The sequence below is a fragment of the Nocardia sp. NPDC005746 genome (assembly GCF_040630785.1).
GTDB lineage: Bacteria > Actinomycetota > Actinomycetes > Mycobacteriales > Mycobacteriaceae > Nocardia.
In genome coordinates this window covers 36,440-51,192 of record NZ_JBEXYE010000014.1, presented here as the reverse complement: position 1 = coordinate 51,192, position 14,753 = coordinate 36,440, and the positions used below count along the sequence as shown (strand labels likewise).

Genomic DNA, 14,753 nt, shown 5'->3' with positions numbered 1-14,753 from the left:
GGAAGTGACGCCATCAGAAGGCGCGATTTCAACGTAGCCGTGCGATCGGAACAGGTTGGTAATCCGTTGGTAATTCAGTTATTTCGACCACACAGCGGTGCCGGTAGCCCGTTCGCGGATCTCCATGTGCAGCGCGTCGACGTGCTCGTTGATGAAGAAATGGCCACCGCGAAACTCACGCAACTCGAACTCGCCGTGCGTGTGCGTCCGCCATTCGGCCATCTCGGCGACGGTGGTCTTGGGGTCGATGTCCCCGGCGAACGCCGTTATCCCGCAGCGCACCCGGGGCCCGCCGGTCCACCGGTAGCGTTCGATGGCCCGGTAGTCGCCACGGATGACGGGAAGCACCATGGCGGCGATCTCCGGATCGGCGAGCGCGGCGGCGTCGGTCGCGCCCAGGCGGACGACATCGTCGAGCAGCTCCGCGTCATCGGCCAGGTAGGTGCTTTCATCGCGGCTGGTGGCGGGTGCGCGGCGGCCGGAGACGAACAGTTCGGTGAGCCGGGTCCCGGACCGTTCCAGCCGCAGCGCGACCTCGAAGGCGAGAATCGCGCCCATGCTGTGCCCGAAGAACGCGGTGGGCCGGTCCAGCCACGGAAGCAACTCCGCGGCAATGTGATCGGCGAGCCGGTCGATATCGTCGACGACCGTTTCGGTGCGGCGTTCCTGACGGCCGGGATATTGCACGGCGAGCACGTCGATTTCGGGTGCGAGGGCCTGCATCCATCGGAAGAAATAGCTCGCGGATCCGCCCGCGTACGGAAAGCAAACCAATCGGTGCGGGGCGGCGGGCGCCGGACCGAATCGGCGAATCCACGCGTTCGGAGAAGGGTTGCCGGACAGACGTTTTTCCATCACACGAATTCCCTTGTCGTATACCGAACGGTTTCGCGCCGGGCACCGGGGAGGGGTACCCGGTGCCCGGCGCGAACCGATCAGGAGAAGTGTCAGCCCATCAGGCCCAGCTGCTGCGACATCTCGAAGTTGTCGTAGCTGATGCGCCAGTAGCTGATCAGGCCGTCACGGAACTCGTAGGTGTCCATACCCTCCAGATCGAACTTGCGACCGGTGGCCGCGACCGGCTCCTCCGGGTGCTCCGGCGGCCAGCCGGAGATGCCGCCGGACAGGGTGCCCTGGCCGTGCCAGGGCACCACGATGCGGTTGCCGTCCAGGGCCACCAGCGGCGCACCGGTGGCCTCGAACCGCATGTCCGGGAATGCCTTGTAGGTGATCTGGGCAAAGAGGCGGAAGTCCTCGTGCCCCTTGCTGAACCGGCCGAACATGGCTGGGTCCTCGACCAGGATGTCGTCGGTGCACATGGCCAGCTGCGCGTCGATGTCGGCGGAGTTCACCGCCTGGTACCACCGGCCCATGAAGTCGCCGATGGTGTCGGCGTCGGGCAGCGCGCCGCCCAGCTCGGCGCGGGCCTTGCGGTAGCGGTCGTCGAAGTACTCGATCTTCTCGAGCGATGTCATCGGATGCCTCCAGGGTGATCCGGTAGTGCGGTCAGTTCTCGCCGCGAACGGCCAGGGCGTGGGTGAAGTGGCCGCGCGGGTCCCACGTCGCCTTGATCTCCCGCAGGCGCGGCAGGGCGGCGCCGAAGTACAGCTCCTGCCACGGAATCGGCGCGGTGTGCAGCGCCGGGTCCAGTGGATCGGTGTCGGTGTAGTTCAGGACCGCGCCGTCGTTGGCGCCGCCCCGTCCCGGCACTCCGCCGGTCGCGGCGTAGACCTCGCCGTAGAAGCGGCGCAGCCAGGCCAGCTGGGCCGCGTCCTCCTCCGACGTCGCCCACATCACGATGTAGAGCATCTTGATGATCGAATCCCGCTGCGGCGACGCGGTTTCCGCGGCCTCGACGGTATTGACACGGCCGCCGTACCCGGCGATCTCCACCAGGGTGGCGGGGTTGTCGAACGCCGGATCGGTGAGGTTGCGGTACAGGGCCGCCACCTGATCGGCGGGCAGCGCGGTGCGCAGGTAGGCCGACTTGGCCTTGAAGCGCCCCTTGCCTTCCCAGCCGTCTCCGCCCAGATCCGCCCACGCGGTGACGTGGGAGATCCACTCGACCCGCTTGCGCGCGTCGACCCGGTAGGTGATGCCGGCGCCCTCGGCCATGGCGGCCAGGAACTCGTCGAGCAGCCGGTCGGCGTCCGGGGTGGCCGCGTCGATCTGCGAGGACATCAGGAACTCGCCGGCCGAGATGTGCCGCGGCTTCAGCGCGCTGAACAGATTCACGTACGGCGAGTCGACGCCCGCGTGCTTCTCGTGCCAGGCGGTGAAGGTGGTGAGCAGCTTGCCGAACGCGTCCTCGGTCAGCTGATCCCAGGACCAGACGACCTCGGATACGATCAGTTCCCGTGGAGCCGAGGGCAACTGGTCGGCCGGTTCGGCGCCCGTCGCGTCGGGCGCGCGCAGCCAGAACCTGGTGGCCAGCCCGTAGGTGCCACCACCGCCGCCGGTGTGCGCCCACCACAGGTCCCGGTTCGGGTCGTCGGCCCGCCGGGTCGCCACGACCTTGCGGGCCTTGCCGTCGGCGTCCGCGACGACGACCTCGACGGCCTCGAGGTAGTCGACGAGATGCCCGAACTGCCGCGAGAGCGGACCGTAACCCGCATTGGTCATCTGCCCGCCCAGCGCGACCGGCGGACCGATCCCGGCCGGGACGGTGACATGCCAGCCGTCGTACAGCTTCTGGTACAGGTCGGCGGTGCTGACGCCGGGGCCCACCGCGAACGCGGACAGCTCGGCGTCGTACTCGACCGAATTCAGTTGCGACGCACTGATGATGACCTGGATGTCGGGGTTGACGATCAGGTCCTCGTAGCACGCGCCACTGCTCTGCAGCGCGAACCGCACGCCGCGATCGAGCACGTGCTGCACCGCCGCCACGGCCTCGTCGGCCGTCTTGGGCAGCAGCACGTACTCGGGCGCGCCACTCCATCGGCCGTTGAAGCTGGCCGCGAGCACGCCGTAGCGCTCGTCGTCCGGGGTCACCCGTTCGACGTCGAAGGTGTCGATCATGGTGTGTCTCTCCTTCTGTCCGTTCAGGCGATCGGCGCCAGGCGGGCGCCCTCCGCGTCGCGAATCTCGAGGCACACGTCGCGCAGGGCGACGATCAGCCGGTCGATATCGGACGTGGTGAGGTGGACCGACGGCTCGAACCGCAGGGTGTAGACCGCGCTCGAGGTGGGGAAGGTGCGAATATTGTGCTCGCGCAACAGGAAACCCGAGACGTAGTAGCCGAAGAAGCCACTGCCGTCGAGTTCCCGCAGCACCTGCGAGTCCGCCTCGGCCAGGTTCGCGAACTCCAGTCCGGCCATCAGGCCGCGCCCGCGCACGTCCGCGATCACCGTCGGGAACTCGGCCCGCAGCCCGCGCAGCGCGGTCAGCAGCTCCGAACCCCGTTGCGCCGCGGTGCGATACACCTCGCCGTCGTTCGCCTCGAGCACGCCGAGCACCTTCTCCGCCATCAGGCAGGAGAAGCTGTCCTTGGCGAAGGTCGAGCTGTGCATCATCTCGAAGTCGCGCAGGTACCGCGACTCACGCACCAGCAGCACCGCGGCCTTGGCGATACCGCCGCCCAGGCTCTTGGCCATGGCGTAGTAGTCGCCGCGCAGACCCAGGTGGCTGCTGGACAGGAACGCGCCGGTCCGGCCCATTCCGGCCTGGATCTCGTCGACGACCACCGGGATGCCGAGGTCCGCGGCGACCCGGTTGACGTCCTTGGCGAATTCCACCGGCACCTCGTGGATGCCGCCCTCGCCCAGGATCGGTTCCAGCACCAGGGCGCAGAACACCGGGAACGACCGCGGCGTCACGCGCACCCGGCCGCCGGCGATCTCCAGGTCGTGCAGGTCGCGCCGCTCGGCGGCGACGATCTCGTCGAGCGCGCCGGGCTGGTCCATCGGGACGAACCGGGCCTGAGCGGCCAGCGCCGAGAACACCGACCGGTAGATCGGGTTGTAGGTGAGCTGGACGCTGCCGGCGAGCTTGCCGTGGAAGGATCCGACGGGGCTCAGGAACAGCGGCGTGCTCGCGAACAACCCGTCGTTGTGCGCGGTCGCCGCGGCCACCAGGGCCTCGATGTCGCCCGACGCCCGCCCGTCCGCGACGGCGGCGCGCGCGGCCTCGACATTGGCCTCGAGTTCGGCCCGGAGCCCGGCGATCCGCGCGAAGCGTTCGAACTCCGCGTGCTTCATGGCGGCCTCGATGGCCTCCGCACCGCTGTTGGCGAAGATCGCGAAGTAGTTCTCGTCGTCGTCCAGCTCGCGCCGGATGATCGAATTCAGCTGGGAAACCACGCGATTGGCGTACGAGTGGCGCGAGAACTGGGCGTGGATCGGCGTCTGCCCGGCCAGCAGTTCACGGGCGTGCTCGATCAGCTCGGGGTTGCTGTGCCCGAGCAGCGTCGAACCGTAGCCGCCGACGAAGTCGAGGACGGCGACTTCCTGACCGTCCTTGCGGTAGTACAGGGTGTCGGCCTCACCGCGGGTGTACTCGACGTCGAGCCCGGCCGTGGCCAGCACCCCGAGCAGATACGGTTCGGCGTAGTCCTGTGCGTTCTCGATCGTGGTCATCGGCTCTGGACCTCTCCGGCGCGCACCAGGTTCAAGATCTCTCCCGCAACGGTTTCCGGCGCCTGCTGCGGCTGCCAGTGCGAGGTCTTCTCCAGCGTGACCAGCCGGTACGGGCCGGTGACGTGCTGGGCGGTCTCGGTGACCGCGAGCTTGCTGACAGCGGTGTCGGTGACGCTCCAGACGAAGGTCGTCGGAACGGTCACCGGGCCGAAGCCGAACGGCTCACCGAGCAGGTTGTTGGCGCGGTACCAGTTCAGCGCGGCCTCGAGCACGGCCGGGTCGCTGTGCTTGGTGACGTAGCGGCTCACCTGTTCCGGGGTCAGCACACCCTCCCCCGCCTGGGCGAACCACGCCCACAGCTGGGCGGCGTCGTCGGCGAGGAACTGCGCGCCCGAGTCGGCCGACATGAGGAACTCGACGTACTGCGAACTGTGCTGCTGCTCTTCGTCGACGCGGTAGGCGTGCTGGTAGGCGTCCAGGTGCGGGATGGCCAGGGCGACCAGGCTCCGCACCCGATCCGGGTGGCGCGCACCGAGATACCACGCGACCGCGGCGCCCCAGTCGTGACCGACCACGTGCGCGGACTCGACGCCCAGCGCGTCCAGGATGCCGAGCGCGTCGGCCACCAGGTTCGGCAGCGCGTAATCGGCGACCCCGGCCGGCCGCGCGCCGTCGGAGTACCCGCGCTGATCCGGGGCGATGGTGCGCAGCCCGGCCTCGTGCAGGATGGGCGCCACCTCGTTCCAGGACTCGCGGCTGTGCGGGAAGCCGTGCAGCAGGAGCACGGCCGGACCGTCGGCGGGACCGGCGACGTCGACGTCGAAGGTGAACTCGCCCAGGCTGATTCGTTCCACGGTCATGACTACTCCGCGAAGATCTTGGCTTCGAGGGCCGGCTCGTGCAGCACCGTGGCGGGATCGGCCAGGCCGATGACGCGCTGGTAGGCACGCGACACGTCGCCGTCGCGGGCGGCCGCGTCCTGGACCTTGGCGATGAAGGCGTGCGCCTCGAGGATCTCCGGGGTGCGCTCACCCTGGACCTCGGGGTAGCTCAGGTCGGCGCCGATCGCCATGTCCCAGCAGCCGTCGATGGCCTCGGCCGCCAGATCGCGGAAGTAGGCCAGCGGGTCGATCTCGCCGTCGGCCTGGACGTGCTTGCGCAGCACGGCCGAACCCATGGCGGCGACCGTCATGCCCTGCGCGTAGCTGGGGTTGAAGCTGGCCACGGCGTCACCGATCACCAGGAAGCCGGCCGGGAAGGCGGTCATGCGCTGGTAGTGGCGGCGCAGGTTGGTGGGGAACTTGTAGGCGACCGGGTCGTTGAGCGGTACGGCCTGCTGCAGCGTCTCGTAGATGTCCGGCGCGGCAAGGGTCTTGATGAAGGCCAGGAAGCCCTCGGGATCGGTCGGCGGGTGGTCGCCGAGGATGCCGTAGGCGGTCACGATGGCCCGGCCGCCGTCGATCTTCTGGCAGATGCAGCCGCGCGGCACACCGGCCGAGGCGACGGTGTTGATCGAGATGTCGTCGCCGAACGCCTCGTCCGGGATGCGGTAGTACCGGGTGGCGTACCCCATGCCGATCTTGTGCTTCTCCTCCTCGACGCGGCCGAACTCGAGGTCGTCGAGCCACACCGAGGCGCGCGAACCGCGACCCGAGGCGTCGACCACCAGGTCGGCGGGGATCAGGGTCTCGTGCGAGTTCTCCGGGAACACCCACACGCCGGCGATCCGCTTGCCGTCCTCGACCACCTCGAGGCGGCTGATGTCGGACTGCTCGGCCAGCTCCACGTTCGGCAGCGCCAGCACCCGCTCACGGATGTGGCCCTCGAAGAACGGGCGGCTGGCGGTCAGGCAGACCAGGCCCGAATCGACCTGAACCAGCTTCTTGCCGTTGATGATCCAGCGCACGTCCTTGGACGCGTCACCGATGGCCGCGCCGTCGGCGACCATCTTGTCGGTCAGGCCGGGGAACAGTTCCTCGGCGATCTGCTGGCCGCGCGAGAGCAGACCGTGCAGGTGGTGGCCCTGCGGCAGGCCGCGCCGCAGCAGGTTCGGACCGGTCAGGTGGTCCCGGTCGACAAGGGTTACCCGCTCGTACTTCTCGGCGAGCACGCGGGTGGCGAACAAACCGGCGAGCCCACCCCCCAATACGACGGCGCGGTTCTCTCCACGGGTGGTCATGGCCTGTCTCCTCTGCTCGTACCGCTCGTGCCAGTGGCTCACCGCCCGTTCGCGCGCGGCCACGGGGTGAACGTATCCACGGGCGGCTCACCGACCGGTCATCGTCGAGACACTGGGCACGAAAAATGCTGGTATGAGCGACTTTTCGAGGGTCCGGCTCAGTCCGCGCGGCGCACGTCGAGCACCGCCTTGCCGGGGACCTGGCGACCCACCAGGGCGTCGGCGGCCCGCAGGTAGTCGGTCCAGTCGCCGCGCCAGCCGATGGCCGGATCCAGCCGCCCGCGCTCGGCCAGGCCGACCAGTTCGGTGAGCTCGCCGCCGAGCGGGGTGCCGATGACGAAGGTCTCGATCCGCGCGCGATCGACCCGGATGCGGGCCTCCTCGAAGTCGATGAGGGTCGGCTGCTTCGAAGCCTTGCCGACCGCCACCACCGTGCCGCCGGTCTCGAGCCGCAGATAGGCGTCGGCCAGCTGCTGGCCGCCGACATTGTCGACCGCGCCGAAGACCCGGCCGCGCAGGGCCGCGGGACCGAGGATCACCTCGGTCGCGCCCAGCTCGACCAGACCCGCGCCACGGGCCGGACTGCCCACCGAGGCAACGACTTCCGCACCGGCGAGGTGCGCGAGCTGCACCGCGAACCGGCCGACGCCGCCGGACGCGCCGGTCACCAGCACCCGGCGTCCGGTGATGTCGCCGAGCCGCCGGATCGCCTGCAAGGCGGTGACCGCGGCGACCGGAAGCGCCGCTGTCGCACCGAGATCCAGGGTGTCGGGCACCAGGGCCAGTTCCGCGGTGTCGACCGCGCGCTGTTCGGCCCAGGCGCCGCCCCAGCCGAAGGTCACCACGCGGCTGCCGGCGGGCGGACCCGAGCCGTCGGCCGCGGGGACCACGACGGTGCCGGCGGCGTCCCAGCCCGGAATCGTGCCGGTCGGCAGGTCCGGGACCCGGAAGGCGACCTCCCCGAAATTGAACGAGAACGCGGCGACGTCGATCAGCGCCTGCGACGGCCCCGGCGTCGGGGCGGGCGCGTCGCTCAGGCGCAGCATGTGCGGGGCGGCCTGGTCGTGGACGAGTGCCTTCATCTTCAGTGCTCCTCTTCTCAGGGGATCGGCGGACATGGTCCGGGCGCACGGCCGCCCCGATTCCGTCCCGGCCGGGATCGGAAATCGGGGCGGCCGTTGCGAATTCAGTTATGGGTGACGCTGCCCGGGGCCGGTGAGCGACTCGGCCCGGGGCCGGGATTCACTCAGCCCAGGGTCGGGTAGTCGGTGTAGCCGACGTGGTCGCCGCCGTAGAAGGTGGCCTCGTCGGGGGTGTTGAAGGGGCCGCCGGCCTTGATGCGGGCGTCCAGGTCGGGGTTGGCCAGCCACAGGGTGGCCAGCGCGGCCGCGTCCGCCACACCGGATTCCAGCGCCTGCTCGGCGGCGTCGACCGACGCCGGGAACGCCTCGGGGGTGGCGTGCGGGTTCAGGATGATGCTGTTGGAGAAGGCCGCGCGCAGCTTGGTGGTCAGCTCGCGGTCGCCGCCCTCCATGATGTGCACGTAGGCGATGTCCAGGTCGGACAGCTTGGTGAGCAGCTCGACGTACAGCGGGGCCGGGTCGGCCTCGACGATGTGGTTGAACGGGTTGCCGGGCGACAGGCGGATACCGGTGCGGTCGGCGCCGATGGCCTCGGCGACCGCGGCCACCACCTCGGTGACGAAGCGGATGCGGTTGGGGATCGAGCCGCCGTAGTTGTCGGTGCGCAGGTTGGTGTTGTCGGCCAGGAACTGGTGCAGCAGATAGCCGTTCGCACCGTGGACCTCGACACCGTCGAAGCCGGCGGCGATGGCGTTGCGCGCGGCGGCCACGAAGTCGGCGATGGTGGTGGTGATGTCCTCGGCGGTCATCTCCCGGGGCTCCGGGTGGTCGATCATGCCGTTGGGGGTGAACAGCTGCTCACCGGAGACCACCGCGGACGGGGCCAGCGGCAGCGCGTTGTCCGGGTACAGCATGGGGTGGCCGATGCGGCCGCAGTGGGTCAGCTGCGCGATGATGCGGCCGCCCGCCCGGTGCACGGCGTCGGTGACCTGGCGCCAGGCCTCGGTCTGGGCCTCGTTGTGCAGACCCGGGGTCAGGAAGTAGCCCTGGCCGATGACGCTGGGCTGGATGCTCTCGCTGATGATCAGGCCGGCGCTCGCGCGCTGCGTGTAGTACTCGGCGGTGAGCTCGGTGACGAGCCCATCCAGGGTGGCCCGGTTGCGGGTCATCGGCGCCATCACCAGACGGCTCGGCAGCTGCAACCGGCCGATCGAGACCTGCTCGAACAGAGTGCTCACCTTGTACTCCTTGCTGGATCGAGTCGCGCGCCGGACTGGTGCGCGCAATTACTTGATTGGATCAAGCACTATGCTGGCACATGTGATTTATCCAATCAAGTACCTTCGTCAAGTCTTGGCTTAGAATTTTCTGCATGGCAGTACCGGCAGGTCCCGTGAGCACATCCACCGACGTCGAGCAGGTGATGTTCGAATTCGTGGACGCCTACAACCACGCCTTCGAGGACGCCGCCCGTGACCAGGGCATGAGCATGGCCCACGCCTGCGTGCTCGGCCGGGTCGGCACACCGCGCGGAATGGGCGAACTGGCCGAGGAACTCGGCTGCGACGCCTCCAACATCACCCAGATCGTCACCCGGCTCGAGGCCCGCTCCCTGGTCCTGCGCCAACCCGACCCCGCCGACCGGCGCTTCCGGCGCATCCAGCGCACCCCCGAGGGCGAAGCCGTCAACGACGCGTTCGAGGACTCCTTCGACTTCCCCCGCCGCGCGGTCGCCAATCTGACCCCCGACGAACAACAACAACTGGCCGACCTTCTTCGCAAAGCACTCACCCCGCCCCGGTAACCACACCGGCGACGGACCCACCGAACTCACTGCGACCCAACGCTACCCGCGGGCAAACACCCCGATCAACGCGTGACGATCTCACGCGCACCGCTCTGACCTGCGCGAATGCTTCCTGATGTCCCGACGATGACCGGGCGATGACGCTCGCGGCGATAGTTTCGCCGCGGACGTGTCGTGGACACGTCGAATACGGAAGCTGCACAAGGTATTCGGAGGCGCGCGGTGACCAGTCAGCAAGAGGACATCACAACCAGAAGACCAGCACCGGAACCATCGGGGGATGCGTTCGGGCACATCGAGGTTCGCGGCATCGACTTCGTTCCCCCGCAGGAGCGCCGCGGCACGCCACGTGAGCTGTTCACCATCTGGGCGGCGTCCAATGTCGCCTACATCTACATCGTGCTCGGCGGCACGGCGCTGCTGCTCGGCCTGTCGTTGTGGCAGGCGCTGGCGGTCGTGGCGCTGGGCAACCTGTTCTGGCTCGGCGTCGGCGCGCTCGCGGTCAGCGGCCCGGCGGCGGGGACGCCCAGCGTGGTGATCATGCGCTCGATGTTCGGCATTCGCGGTAACCGGCTCTTCGGCGCGGGGCTCAACTGGCTGATCGCCATTTCCTACGAGGCGATCAACCTGTCGTTCGGCTCGCTCGCGGCGTTCGCGCTGGCCGGGCATCTGGGCGTCACGGTGTCGACGCCGGTGAAGCTGGTGATCGTGGCGGTCATGGCGGTCGCGACCTTCACGATCAGCATCTACGGGCACGCGACGATCGTGCGGCTCAGCCCCTTCTTCACCGCGGCCCTCGTGCTCTGCTGTGTGCTGCTGGGCGTCTTCGTGTTCGGCCACGCCAAGTTCGATTACGTTCCCGCGCAGCCGCTCACGGGTTCCTCGCTGTGGTCGGCGCTGCTGGTCGGGGTGGCGCTGGTCGCGTCGGCTCCGCTGTCGTGGACCGTCGGCGCGGACTACGCGCGCTATCTGCCCGAATCGGTGTCGAAGCGCGCGGTGATGGGGTGGACCGCGCTGGGCGGGTTCGTGCCGGCCGTCGCGCTGGGCGTCATCGGCGTCATCGCGGGGACCAGCGTCGACATGACCGACCCCCAGACCTCGCTGAAGGGCATCCTGCCCGGGTGGTTCTACCCGGTGTTCCTGGCCGTGATCGTCGTCGGCGCGATCACCACCAACGTGCTCACCACCTACTCCTCGGGCCTGTGCCTGCAGGGTCTCGGCGTGAGGATGCGGCGCTCGCAGACCGTGTTCATCGACGGCGTGCTCGGCGGCACGATCACCTTCTACGCGCTGTTCGTCGCCGAGGACTTCCTCGCGACCCTGAGCCGGTGGCTGGAACTGACCGTCGTGGTGCTGGGGCCGTTGGTCGCCATCTACGTGACCGATATCGTGTTGCGCCGCAACCGGTATGACGGGGTATCGCTCAACGACGAACACCCCGGGAGTGCGCAGTGGTACACGGCGGGCTTCAACGTCGCCGGTGTCACGGCCATCATCGTCGGCGGCATCTCGGCGGGGCTGTGCATCCACACCACCTCGTGGGAGGGGCCGGTGGCCTCGGCCCTCGGGGGCGCGGACCTGTCGGCGCTGGCCGGGCCGGCCGTCGCGGCCACCGTCTACGCGGTGCTCAGCCGCACGCTCTACCGCTCGCGGATCGCGGCGGCCGAGATCAACGTGTGAACAACCGGCGGGTAGCGGCGCCTGTCGGTGACCGAAAAGTCGTGAAGGGAACCATGATTACCGAACAGAGTGCAGCGACCCGCCCACTACGCATTGCGATCGTGGGGGCCGGGCCGGCCGGGATCTACGCCGCCGACGCGTTGATGAAATCCGATGGGCACGCCGGGTTCGACGGGGTGAGCATCGACCTGTACGAGCGGATGCCCGCGCCGTTCGGGTTGATCCGCTACGGCGTCGCGCCGGATCACCCGCGGATCAAGGGGATCATCACCGCCTTGCACAAGGTGCTCGACAAGGAGCAGGTGCGGCTGCTGGGCAATATCGACTACGGGGTCGACATCACCCTCGAGGATCTGCGTCAGTTCTATGACGCGGTCATCTTCTCCACCGGGGCGAATGCTGATCGCGCACTGGATGTTCCGGGCATCGAATTGGACGGTTCCTACGGCGCGGCGGACTTCGTGTCCTGGTACGACGGGCATCCGGATGTGCCGCGGACCTGGCCGTTGACGGCGGAGAAGGTCGCCGTGCTCGGGGTCGGCAATGTCGCGCTGGATGTGGCGCGGGTGCTGGCCAAGACCGGGGATGAACTGCTGCCCACGGAGATTCCGCCGAACGTCTACGACGGATTGAAGGCCAACAAGGCGCTCGAGGTGCACGTGTTCGGCCGCCGCCGGTGGCGACGACGCCGGTCGCGCCGAGGAAGTCCCGCCCAGGCCAAGTTCACGCCCCTCGAACTGCGCGAACTCGACCACTCCCCCACCATCGAGGTCATCGTCGACCCCGAGGACATCGACTACGACGAGGGCTCGGAAGCCGCGCGCCGCAACTCCAAGCAGGTCGACATGATCTGCAACACCCTGGAACAGTGGGCCATTCGCGATGTCGGCGACCGCCCGCACAAGCTGTTCCTGCACTTCTTCGAGAACCCTTCGGAGATCCTCGGCGAGAACGGCAGGGTCGTCGGTCTGCGGACCGAGCGCACCGCACTCGACGGCACCGGGAACGTGAAACCGACCGGCGCATATCGTGATTGGGATGTCCAGGCCGTCTACCGGGCGGTCGGATATCTCTCCCAGCCGATTCCGGGCCTGCCCTTCGACGAGGACAGCGGAACGGTCCCCAACACCGCGGGCCGCATCCCCGGCCTGTCCGCCACCTATGTCACCGGCTGGATCAAGCGCGGCCCCGTCGGCCTCATCGGTCACACCAAGGGCGACGCCAACGAAACCATCGCCTGCCTGCTCGACGACGCCCCGTCCTTCACCCCCGCCGCCCACCCCGACCCCGATGCCGTCATCGAATTCCTGGAGCGCAAGGGCATCCCGTTCACCACCTGGGCGGGCTGGTACCGCCTCGACGCCCACGAACGTGCCCTCGGCGAACCGCAGGGCCGCGAACGCGTCAAGGTCGTGGAACGCGACGAGATGCTGGCCGCCTCCGAACCCGGCAAGGAGACAGGATCCACTGTGCCCACCACGCGAATCACGAAAGTCCTGGTAGCCAACCGAGGCGAGATCGCTGTCCGGGTGATCCGGGCCGCCAAGGACGCCGGAATCTCCAGCGTCGCGGTGTATGCCGAACCGGACGCCGACGCGCCGTTCGTGAAGCTCGCCGATGAGGCGTTCGCCCTGGGTGGTCAGACCTCGGCCGAGTCCTATCTGGTGTTCGACAAGATCCTCGACGCCGCCGCGAAGGCCGGCGCGGACGCGATCCACCCCGGCTACGGCTTCCTGTCGGAGAACGCCGATTTCGCGCAGGCCGTGATCGACGCGGGTCTGATCTGGATCGGTCCGTCGCCGCAGTCCATCCGGGATCTGGGTGACAAGGTCACCGCCCGCCACATCGCCGAGCGCGCGCAGGCGCCGATGGCCGCGGGTACCAAGGATCCGGTCAAGGACGCCGACGAGGTTGTGGCGTTCGCCAAGGAGTTCGGTGTTCCGGTGGCCATCAAGGCCGCCTTCGGTGGTGGTGGTCGTGGCATGAAGGTCGCGCACACCATCGAGGAGATCCCGGAGCTGTTCGAGTCCGCGACGCGTGAGGCCATCGCGGCGTTCGGTCGTGGTGAGTGCTTCGTGGAGCAGTACCTGGACAAGGCCCGTCACGTCGAGGCCCAGGTCATCGCCGACCAGCACGGCAATGTCGTGGTCGCCGGTACCCGTGACTGCTCGCTGCAGCGCCGCTTCCAGAAGCTCGTCGAGGAAGCCCCCGCGCCCTTCCTGTCCGATGAAGTCAGGTCCGAGATCCACCAGTCGGCGAAGCAGATCTGCCGCGAGGCAGGCTATTACGGTGCGGGCACCGTCGAATACCTCGTCCAGGGCGACACGGTCTCCTTCCTGGAGGTCAACACCCGCCTCCAGGTGGAACACCCCGTCACCGAGGAGACCGCAGGAATCGACTTGGTACGCCAGCAATTCCGCATCGCCGAGGGCCACGCCCTGCTCATCACCGAGGACCCGGCCCCGCGCGGCCACTCCTTCGAGTTCCGCGTCAACGGCGAGGACGCCGGCCGCGGCTTCCTCCCGGCACCGGGCCCGGTCGTCACCTACCGCGAACCGACTGGTCCCGGTGTGCGCGTCGACTCGGGTGTGGTCGAGGGTTCGGTCATCGGCGGCCAATTCGACTCCATGCTCGCCAAACTGATCGTCACCGGCGAAACCCGCGACCAAGCCCTCCAACGGGCAGCACGGGCCCTCGCCGAATTCCGCATCGAGGGTTTGGCCACCGTCCTCCCCTTCCACCGCCATATCGTCACCAACCCCGCGTTCATCGGTGACGGCGAGAAGTTCGACGTCTACACCAAGTGGATCGAGAACGAGTGGGACAACCCGATCGAGCCCTACACGGGCGCTGTCGCCATCGAAGAGGACGAAGAGGCTCCGCGCCAGAAGGTCGTCGTCGAGGTCAGCGGCCGTCGCGTCGAAGTCTCTATCCCCGCCCAGTTCTCCGCCTCCGCCGCGTCCACGCCGGTGCGTAAGAAGCCGCAGCCCCGCAAGCGCGGTGGCGCGGGCGCGGGCACCGCCTCCGGCGATGCCGTCACCGCCCCGATGCAGGGCACCGTCGTCAAGGTGGCCGTCGAAGAGGGCCAGTCCGTCGAGGCGGGCGACCTCGTCGTGGTGCTCGAGGCCATGAAGATGGAGAACCCGGTCACCGCCCACAAGTCCGGCACCATCACCGGCCTCACCGTCGAGCCCGGCAGCGCCATCACCCAGGGCACCGTCCTCGCCGAAATCAACTAACCCCGGACCGGCCCCGGCACCCCGGCCGGGGCCATCACCCCTCCCAGAAACCCGATTCCACTTCTCGCCACCACCCTGCTAAAGTTCCTTCCCGCAACGAAGTAGCAAGCGCCATTAGCTCAATTGGCAGAGCAGCTGACTCTTAATCAGCGGGTTCGGGGTTCGAGTCCCTGATGGCGCACCAGAAAG

General features: G+C 68.6%; 11 protein-coding genes, 1 tRNA gene and 1 pseudogene. 5 read left to right on the top strand and 8 right to left on the bottom strand.

Annotated elements, in window-relative coordinates; translation table 11 throughout:
- Positions 1-78: 78 nt before the first annotated feature.
- The 8 genes from ABZ412_RS25070 to ABZ412_RS25035 all read right to left on the bottom strand — a co-directional run bounded on the left by ABZ412_RS25070 (position 79) and on the right by ABZ412_RS25035 (position 9,076).
- Positions 79-855, bottom strand: a complete 777-nt coding sequence (locus ABZ412_RS25070; protein WP_357284329.1) for an alpha/beta fold hydrolase — start codon at positions 853-855, stop codon at positions 79-81.
- A 92-nt stretch (positions 856-947) separates the two neighbouring features.
- Positions 948-1,475, bottom strand: coding sequence for a nuclear transport factor 2 family protein (locus ABZ412_RS25065; RefSeq protein ID WP_357284327.1), 528 nt, complete (start codon positions 1,473-1,475; stop codon positions 948-950).
- A gap of 31 nt (positions 1,476-1,506) precedes the next feature.
- Positions 1,507-3,021: an FAD-binding protein gene (locus tag ABZ412_RS25060; RefSeq protein ID WP_357284324.1), complete on the bottom strand. Its 1,515-nt coding sequence runs from the start codon at positions 3,019-3,021 to the stop codon at positions 1,507-1,509.
- A gap of 23 nt (positions 3,022-3,044) precedes the next feature.
- Positions 3,045-4,577 carry an aminotransferase class III-fold pyridoxal phosphate-dependent enzyme gene (locus ABZ412_RS25055; protein WP_357284321.1) on the bottom strand — a complete coding sequence of 511 codons (1,533 nt, stop codon included), beginning with the start codon at positions 4,575-4,577 and terminating at the stop codon, positions 3,045-3,047.
- Positions 4,574-5,437: an alpha/beta hydrolase gene (locus ABZ412_RS25050; protein ID WP_357284318.1), complete on the bottom strand. Its 864-nt coding sequence runs from the start codon at positions 5,435-5,437 to the stop codon at positions 4,574-4,576. Before ABZ412_RS25050 ends, ABZ412_RS25055 begins: the two co-directional genes overlap by 4 nt.
- 2 nt (positions 5,438-5,439) lie before the next feature.
- Positions 5,440-6,756: an FAD-dependent oxidoreductase gene (locus ABZ412_RS25045; RefSeq protein WP_357284315.1), complete on the bottom strand. Its 1,317-nt coding sequence runs from the start codon at positions 6,754-6,756 to the stop codon at positions 5,440-5,442.
- 158 nt (positions 6,757-6,914) lie between these two features.
- Complete coding sequence (locus ABZ412_RS25040; RefSeq protein WP_357284312.1) at positions 6,915-7,838, bottom strand: zinc-binding dehydrogenase; 924 nt, start codon at positions 7,836-7,838, stop codon at positions 6,915-6,917.
- 164 nt (positions 7,839-8,002) lie between these two features.
- Positions 8,003-9,076, bottom strand: a complete 1,074-nt coding sequence (locus tag ABZ412_RS25035) for an alkene reductase (RefSeq protein WP_357284310.1) — start codon at positions 9,074-9,076, stop codon at positions 8,003-8,005.
- A 134-nt stretch (positions 9,077-9,210) separates the two neighbouring features.
- On the opposite strand from ABZ412_RS25035, the gene ABZ412_RS25030 reads away from it, so the two are divergent.
- From ABZ412_RS25030 to ABZ412_RS25010, 5 genes and pseudogenes are all read left to right on the top strand, one after another.
- Positions 9,211-9,642 (top strand): MarR family transcriptional regulator, encoded by a 432-nt coding sequence (locus ABZ412_RS25030; RefSeq protein WP_357284307.1) that lies wholly within the window; start codon positions 9,211-9,213, stop codon positions 9,640-9,642.
- Positions 9,643-9,867: 225 nt separating this feature from the next.
- Positions 9,868-11,325 carry a cytosine permease gene (locus tag ABZ412_RS25025; RefSeq protein ID WP_357284304.1) on the top strand — a complete coding sequence of 486 codons (1,458 nt, stop codon included), beginning with the start codon at positions 9,868-9,870 and terminating at the stop codon, positions 11,323-11,325.
- Positions 11,326-11,378: 53 nt separating this feature from the next.
- A pseudogene (locus ABZ412_RS25020) lies at positions 11,379-11,906 on the top strand (FAD-dependent oxidoreductase); the annotation flags it as partial.
- 846 nt (positions 11,907-12,752) lie between these two features.
- Positions 12,753-14,564, top strand: a complete 1,812-nt coding sequence (locus tag ABZ412_RS25015; RefSeq protein ID WP_357284581.1) for a biotin carboxylase N-terminal domain-containing protein — start codon at positions 12,753-12,755, stop codon at positions 14,562-14,564.
- A gap of 108 nt (positions 14,565-14,672) precedes the next feature.
- Positions 14,673-14,748, top strand: a tRNA-Lys gene (locus ABZ412_RS25010).
- The last annotated feature ends 5 nt before the right edge of the window (positions 14,749-14,753 follow it).

Coding starts and splice junctions, on each gene's coding strand:
- ABZ412_RS25070 (WP_357284329.1), bottom strand. CDS start 855: ATGGAAAAACGTCTGTCCGGCAACCCTTCTCCGAACGCGTGGATTCGC.
- ABZ412_RS25050 (WP_357284318.1), bottom strand. CDS start 5,437: ATGACCGTGGAACGAATCAGCCTGGGCGAGTTCACCTTCGACGTCGAC.
- ABZ412_RS25055 (WP_357284321.1), bottom strand. CDS start 4,577: ATGACCACGATCGAGAACGCACAGGACTACGCCGAACCGTATCTGCTC.
- ABZ412_RS25045 (WP_357284315.1), bottom strand. CDS start 6,756: ATGACCACCCGTGGAGAGAACCGCGCCGTCGTATTGGGGGGTGGGCTC.
- ABZ412_RS25065 (WP_357284327.1), bottom strand. CDS start 1,475: ATGACATCGCTCGAGAAGATCGAGTACTTCGACGACCGCTACCGCAAG.
- ABZ412_RS25030 (WP_357284307.1), top strand. CDS start 9,211: ATGGCAGTACCGGCAGGTCCCGTGAGCACATCCACCGACGTCGAGCAG.
- ABZ412_RS25040 (WP_357284312.1), bottom strand. CDS start 7,838: ATGAAGGCACTCGTCCACGACCAGGCCGCCCCGCACATGCTGCGCCTG.
- ABZ412_RS25060 (WP_357284324.1), bottom strand. CDS start 3,021: ATGATCGACACCTTCGACGTCGAACGGGTGACCCCGGACGACGAGCGC.
- ABZ412_RS25015 (WP_357284581.1), top strand. CDS start 12,753: ATGCTGGCCGCCTCCGAACCCGGCAAGGAGACAGGATCCACTGTGCCC.